The organism is Streptomyces katrae (assembly GCF_000966975.1).
GTDB lineage: Bacteria > Actinomycetota > Actinomycetes > Streptomycetales > Streptomycetaceae > Streptomyces > Streptomyces katrae.
In genome coordinates this window covers 1-6,250 of sequence record NZ_JZWV01000146.1, presented here as the reverse complement: position 1 = coordinate 6,250, position 6,250 = coordinate 1, and the positions used below count along the sequence as shown (strand labels likewise).

Below are 6,250 nucleotides of genomic sequence, written 5' to 3'. Positions count from 1 at the left end.
CCACCAGGTACCCCGTCCCGTGGTCCAGCGCCTGCGCCGGCAGCACCCCGGGCGTACCGTCCTCCCCGGCGCACCGCGCGGCGATCCCGTACCCCGCCTGCACCAGCGAGTCGAACCCCCGCCGCCCGGCCCACGGACCGCGCCACCCCCACGCGCACAACTCGGCCACCACCAGCCCCGGCCGCCGCTCCAGCAACTCCTCCCCGCCCAGCCCGAACTGCTCCAGCGCCCCCGGCCGGTACCCCGTCACCACCACGTCGGCCTCGTCGAGCAACCCCTCCAGCACCGCCCGGTCCTCGGAGCGGCCGAGGTCCAGCAGCGCCGACCGCTTTCCGAAGCCGGTGTCCGCGTGAGCGTCGTCCGCCTCCGGCAGCCCCGGCGCGTCGATCCGCAGCACGTCGGCCCCGAGCACACCGAGCGTGCGGGTGGCGACGGGGCCGGCGATGACCCGGGTCAGGTCCAGTACCCGCACCCCCGCGGCCGGAAGACGCCCGGGCTCCGCCGCGAGCACCCGCCCGCCCCGCCCCTCCCCCGGGGTCCACTCCACCAGCGGCTGCGGCTCCCCGTACTCGGGCGCCACGGCTACCGCCAGCCCGCCCTGCCCGTAGACGAGCTCCTGCACCTCCACCGCGCGCCGCTCCGCCAGCGCCCCGCGCACCGCCTCCGGGGTCGCGGGCACACCGAGGGCCCGTACGAGGGCCGCCTCGTGGTGCGGATAGTTGGCGTGGGTGCGCACCCACCCGTCGGCCGCCCGCCAGAACCCCGACAGCGGCGCGAAGCTCACCGGCGCCCGGCCCGCCACCCGCAGGTGCCGCTCGCTGACGAACGCCGTCGCCACGGCCCCCTCGTCCACCACCACGGGAGCCGCGTCCAGCGCCGTCCCCCCGGCCCGTACGGCAGCCAGCTCGGCCGCCGCGAGCCCGCACACCCCGACAGTGGCCCGCGCCAACTCCCGCACCGGCAGCGGCCCCTCCAGCCCGCTCGGACCCCGATAGCTCACCCTCCCGGCAAGCCCGTCCGCCCCACCGAGTGCTTCCCACGCTTGCGCCGTGGCGCCGTCCTGGCTCGTCATGTGTCCAGTGTGACGTGACGGCCGCTCAACCCCGGCGGAGCCGCCGGGGGTTCCTGTCAGTGGGCGCGGATACGGTCGGGTCATGTCGAACTCGTACACGACGCTGTGGACCAACGATCTGTGCCGCGAGCTGGGACGGTCCGGCTACGCGGGCCGGCGGCTGACGATGCTGTTCGGCGGACCGCACCAGTCGCTGCCGAGCTTCCGTCGCGCGGGCGTGCGCCCCGGCGACCGGATCTACCCCGTGCGGGCCCTGGCCACCCGGCTGCACGTGCTGGGAGCCATGGAGGTGTCCCGGATCATCCCCTACGAGGACGCGGGCTCGGTGCTCCACGACGACGACTACGCGAAGCTCCTGGAGTGGCGGCCGCTCAAGACCGGCTGCGTCACGGAGGTGGTCACCGGCCCGCCGGGCTCCGCGCTCACCTTCGGCACGACCGTGCCGCCGGACCTTCTGGAGCGGCTGACCTACACCTCGCGCCGCGGCGAACGGACGCTGAAGTACGTCGACGAAGGCAGACTGATCCGCTCGGTCAGCCTCCAGGGCATCTACCGGCTCACGTCCGCCTCCGCGGCCGAGCTGCACCGGCTGGTCCTGGACGGATCGGTCTCCGCGCGGCGGCAAGGCAGGTCGTGAGACCCGGACGACGCCACCGGCAGGGCATGCCGGGCAGCCCACAGGAGTGCACGGGATTTCACAGAGAGGCCCCGCCTCCCGGACCCACCCCCGAAACGCCGAGATCCCGCCCCGCCTTTCGGCGGAACGGGATCTCGTGACGATTCCTGAGAGCTACTCAAGAACTGTCGTCTGTGGACCTGTGGGGATTTGAACCCCAGACCCCCTCGATGCTGTCCGTGCTCGATGCAGCGGGCGGGGTCTGCGCTGGTCACCCGCCGGGGCGCCGGGCCCGTCACTCGTTCGCGGCGCGCGGCCGCTCGTCGCTCTCGTACTGGTCGAAGAGCGGGGTGCGCCCTGCGTCGCGGCCGCGCGGGCGGGGGGCGGCCGGGTGCGGCTGCGGGTCCGGCTTCGCGGGGGCGGGGCCGGGCTGGGCGCGCAGGCGCGGGTTCGTGGGCTCGGCGGCGCTCGAACGGGTGGCACTCCAGCCGTCCGGGTTGACGGGCCCGGTGGCGCGCGGGGCGACGGGGGCCGTCACATACGTCGGCAGGGGGACCGGTACGGGTTCCCAGCTGTCGCCGCGCGCCGGGCCGCGCTCACGCTCACGCTGCTGGTCGACCCACTCGGCGTGGTCGGTCTGCTCGACGAGCGCACGGCGCCCGGCCTCCTGCGGGGAAACCGGCGGCGCGGGGTCCGGTTCGGCGGTGCCGGCGGACTCGGGGCCCTGGTCGCGGTGTCGGGCGCGGCTCTCGCGCAGGGCGCGGGCGGCCGCCTCGGCGCGCCGCCGGTCCATGGTGAACTCGTAGCGCCGCCGCTCCTGGACCCGCAGGTGCACGATGTAGGCGCTGAGCAGCAGCGCCGGCACGGCCGGCGCCCACAGGTAGCGCAGCCCGCCGACCGCCGCGGCGATCGCGCCGCCGCTGAAGGCGAGGAAGAGCAGCGCGGTGGTGCGCCGACGGCGTGCGAGTACCTGGAGGCGCTGCTGGCGCCTGACCCGTTCGACCCGTTCGACCTCGACCGATCTCGGCTCGGCCCTGGTCGGGGACACGCCGAGGGCCCGGGCGTCGGCGTCCACGGAATTCACCGTTTCCGTCGCCGCTTCCGGGTCCGCGTGGGGCTGGGCCTCCGCCTGGACTTCACCGCGCTCACGCAGCCCCTTGGCGTAACGCCGCTCCATTCCCGCCCGGCCGGAAAGCAGCCGGATGGCGGTGGAGAAGCGTTCCGTCGGACGCGCTTCGTTCAGCTCGTCCTGCCTCCGGAGCCACATGGGCACCAAGTAGGCGGCCCAGGCCCCCACGATGACTGCGTAGATGAGGCCGCTGCTGCTCACACCCCACACCGTAGAGGGGCGCGGCCGACGGGATCAGCCAATTGGGCCGGTGTGTCGCACGATCCGGCTGATATCACCGACTTTTTTTGTGATTCTTCGGATCAGGTTATGGGCGAATCGAGCAACAATTCGAACGCTTTTGCGATTAGCCGCTTTACGGGGCGGCCGCCGGCGGCGGGCTTTCCTTCTTGCGCACCCGGTTCCAGCGCCGCAGCAGCCCCTCCGGAACCTCCTCCGCGGTGAGCGCGAAGACCAGGTGGTCGCGCCACGCTCCGTCGATGTGCAGATAACGCGGCCGCAGCCCCTCCTCGCGGAAGCCCAGCTTCTCCACCACCCGCCGGCTGGGACCGTTCTCCGGGCGGATGCACACCTCGATGCGGTGCAGCCCGACCCTCAGGAAGCAGTGGTCCACGGCGAGCGCGACGGCCGTCGGCATCACCCCGCGGCCCGCCACGTCCCGGTCCACCCAGTAGCCCACATGGGCGGCGCACATCGAACCCCAGGTGATGCCGGCAACGGTCAGCTGGCCGACCAGCCGCCCCTGGTACTCGATGACGAAGGGCAGCATCCGGCCCGCGTTCGCCTCCGCGCGCAGGTGGCGGACCATCTGCCGGTACGTCGGCCGGTGGATCACCGGCCCCCATGGTGCCGGCGGCGGGATCGTGGCCTCCCACGGCCGCAGCCAGTCGCGGTTGCGGCGGTTGACCTCGCGCCAGTCGCGCTGGTCGCGCAGTTTTATGGGCCGCAGCGTGACGTCGCCGTCCGCCAGCACCACCGGCCAGGACGGGCCGTTCAGCTCGGGCTCCCGGTTGCCGCGTCCGGTCTGGGGTGGTCTCCGCCCCGGATCTGGTCGACGGCGTGCGGCAGGATCCGCGACAGCACCGCGAGACCGTCCTTGACGCCGCCCGTCGAGCCGGGCAGGTTCACGATCAGCGTGCGGCCCGCCACGCCCGCCAGACCCCGCGACAGCGCGGCGGTCGGCACCTTGGCGAGGCCCTCGGCACGGATGGCCTGCGGGATGCCGGGGATCTCGTAGTCGAGCACGCGGGCGGTCGCCTCGGGGGTCCGGTCGGTCGGCGAGATGCCGGTGCCGCCGGTGGTGAGGATGACGTCGTACCCGGCGGCCACGCCCTCGCGCAGCGCCTGCTCGACGGGGTCCCCGTCCGGGACGACGCGCGGGCCGTCGACCGTGAAGCCCAGCTTCTCCAGCGCCTCGGCCAGCAGCGGGCCGCCCTTGTCCGCGTACACGCCCTGCGAGGCGCGGTTGGAGGCGGTGACCACCAGGCCGCGGGCGGCGGGCGCCCCGGAGGCGGCCGGCGCCTCCCCGGTGTCATGGGCCACGGGCGGCACGTGGCTGTGGACCTCGCCGCCGCGCGGGGGCGTCACGCGCGGGTCCAGTCGCCGGACTTGCCGCCGGTCTTCTCCTCCACCCGGACGTCGGTGATGACCGCGCCCTTGTCCACGGCCTTCACCATGTCGATCACGGTGAGTCCGGCGACGGCGACCGCGGTCAGCGCCTCCATCTCCACGCCCGTGCGGTCGGTGGTCTTGACGGTGGCGAGGATCTCGACGGCGTCGTCGGCGACCTTCAGGTCCACCCTCACCCCGGAGACCGCCAGCGGGTGGCAGAGCGGGATCAGGTCGGGGGTCTTCTTGGCCCCCATGATCCCGGCGATCCGCGCGGTGGCGAGGGCATCGCCCTTCGGCACGCCCTCGCCGCGCAGCAGCTCGATCACCCGGGACGAGACCAGGACGCGGCCGCTGGCGCGCGCCGTGCGGGTGGTGACGTCCTTTGTCGATACGTCGACCATCCGGGCCGCGCCGGCCTCGTCGATGTGCGTCAGCCTGCTCTGCGTACTCATGTCTACGTGCCGCTCCCGCTCCGGGCCCCGACACGCCGGGGCCTGTGTGATGCAACACGCTACCCGCACCGGGCGGTCTCCAGCCGGGCAGGACCACTGGGCGAACAGCACGGCCGGCGGCGCGGGCCGGCCGGCCGGCCGGGCCGCCCGCCGTGCGGGCACCCGCCCGGGCGGGACGGCTGCGCGGGCGGGACGGCTAGCCGAGCGGGACGACTTCCAGCTCGGCGCCCGGCTCCACCGAGGTGACATCCTCCGGTACGACGATCAGACAGTCGGCGTGCGCCAGCGCGGCGATCAGGTGCGAGCCCGATCCGCCGACCGGGCTGACGGTGCCCGCCTCGGGGTCGTACTTCCCGCGCAGGAACTGCCGACGGGCGGCCGGGGAGCCCAGCGGCTCGTCGGCCTTCAGCACCGCCCGCACGCTCGGCCGGCTGACCTGCGACGCCGGCAGCCCCATGAGGGCCCGGATGGCGGGGCGCACGAACAGCTCGAAGGACACGTACGAGGACACCGGGTTGCCGGGCAGGGCCAGCAGCGGGGTGTGGTCGGGGCCGACCGTGCCGAAGCCCTGGGGCTTGCCCGGCTGCATCGCGAGCTTGCGGAAGTCCACGCCCCCGGCCTGCGGCTCCTCGCCGTCGCCGGTGCCGCTGCCGCCGCCGGCCGCGGTCAGCGCCTCCTTGACCACGTCGTACGCGCCGACGCTGACCCCGCCCGTGGTGACCAGCAGGTCGGCGCGGATCAGCTGGTCCTCGATGGTGGCGCGCAGGGTGTCGGCGTCGTCGGCGACCGCGCCGACGCGGTAGGCGATGGCGCCGGCGTCCCGGGCAGCGGCGGCCAGCGCGAAGCTGTTGGAGTCGTAGATCGTCCCCGCGGCCAGCGGCTCACCCGGCTGGACCAGCTCGCTGCCGGTCGACAGGACGACCACGCGCGGGCGCGGCCGGACCCGGACGGTGCCGCGGCCGATGGCCGCCAGCAGCGCGATCTGCGGCGGCCCGAGGACGGTGCCGGCGGCCAGCGCCAGGTCGCCGGCCTGTACGTCGCTGCCGCGCGCGCGGACGTGCGCCCGGGCCTCAGCCGCGCGGTGGACCCGTACCTCGCCGCCCGCGCCCTCGGGCGCGGCGCTGGCCGGGGTCATGCCGGAGGCGGCGCCGCCGCCCGTGCCGCCGTCGGTCCACTCGACCGGTACGACGGCTTCCGCGCCGGGCGGCAGGGGGGCGCCGGTCATGATGCGGGCGGCCTGGCCGGGGCCGACGGCGGGCAGCTCGCCGCTGCCCGCCGCGACGTCCCCGACGACCGTGAGCACCGCGGGGAACTCCTCGCTCGCACCCTGGACGTCGGCCGTGCGGACGGCGTACCCGTCCATGGAGCTG

Annotated in this window: 7 protein-coding genes; 1 reads left to right on the top strand and 6 read right to left on the bottom strand. The window is 74.9% G+C overall.

Annotated features, from left to right (window positions below):
- Positions 1-1,072: CoA transferase (locus VR44_RS07505; protein WP_045946595.1), on the bottom strand; the 1,072-nt coding region annotated here is incomplete at its 3' end.
- Between the two features lie 82 nt (positions 1,073-1,154).
- Between VR44_RS07505 and VR44_RS07500 the strand changes: the two genes are divergently transcribed.
- Positions 1,155-1,709 carry a hypothetical protein gene (locus VR44_RS07500; RefSeq protein ID WP_045946594.1) on the top strand — a complete coding sequence of 185 codons (555 nt, stop codon included), beginning with the start codon at positions 1,155-1,157 and terminating at the stop codon, positions 1,707-1,709.
- 274 nt (positions 1,710-1,983) lie between these two features.
- Here the strand turns inward: VR44_RS07500 and sepX are convergent, their stop codons facing one another.
- From sepX to glp, 5 genes are all read right to left on the bottom strand, one after another.
- Positions 1,984-3,018 (bottom strand): divisome protein SepX/GlpR, encoded by a 1,035-nt coding sequence (gene sepX / locus VR44_RS07495; protein WP_045946593.1) that lies wholly within the window; start codon positions 3,016-3,018, stop codon positions 1,984-1,986.
- Positions 3,019-3,172: 154 nt separating this feature from the next.
- Positions 3,173-3,793, bottom strand: a complete 621-nt coding sequence (locus tag VR44_RS07490) for a GNAT family N-acetyltransferase (protein ID WP_045946592.1) — start codon at positions 3,791-3,793, stop codon at positions 3,173-3,175.
- Positions 3,794-3,810: 17 nt separating this feature from the next.
- A complete protein-coding gene (locus VR44_RS07485; RefSeq protein ID WP_211275033.1) occupies positions 3,811-4,359 on the bottom strand; it encodes a MogA/MoaB family molybdenum cofactor biosynthesis protein in 549 nt (182 codons plus the stop codon).
- A 41-nt stretch (positions 4,360-4,400) separates the two neighbouring features.
- On the bottom strand, positions 4,401-4,880 hold the full coding sequence (gene moaC, locus VR44_RS07480) for a cyclic pyranopterin monophosphate synthase MoaC (RefSeq protein WP_045946591.1): 480 nt from the start codon (positions 4,878-4,880) through the stop codon (positions 4,401-4,403).
- 196 nt (positions 4,881-5,076) lie between these two features.
- Positions 5,077-6,250 (bottom strand): molybdotransferase-like divisome protein Glp (gene glp / locus VR44_RS07475; RefSeq protein WP_045946590.1); only part of this gene is annotated, 1,174 nt, incomplete at its 5' end.

Bases quoted from the DNA above. Each gene is read 5' to 3' on its own strand.
- VR44_RS07500 (WP_045946594.1), top strand. From the start codon at position 1,155: ATGTCGAACTCGTACACGACGCTGTGGACCAACGATCTGTGCCGCGAG.
- moaC (WP_045946591.1), bottom strand. From the start codon at position 4,880: ATGAGTACGCAGAGCAGGCTGACGCACATCGACGAGGCCGGCGCGGCC.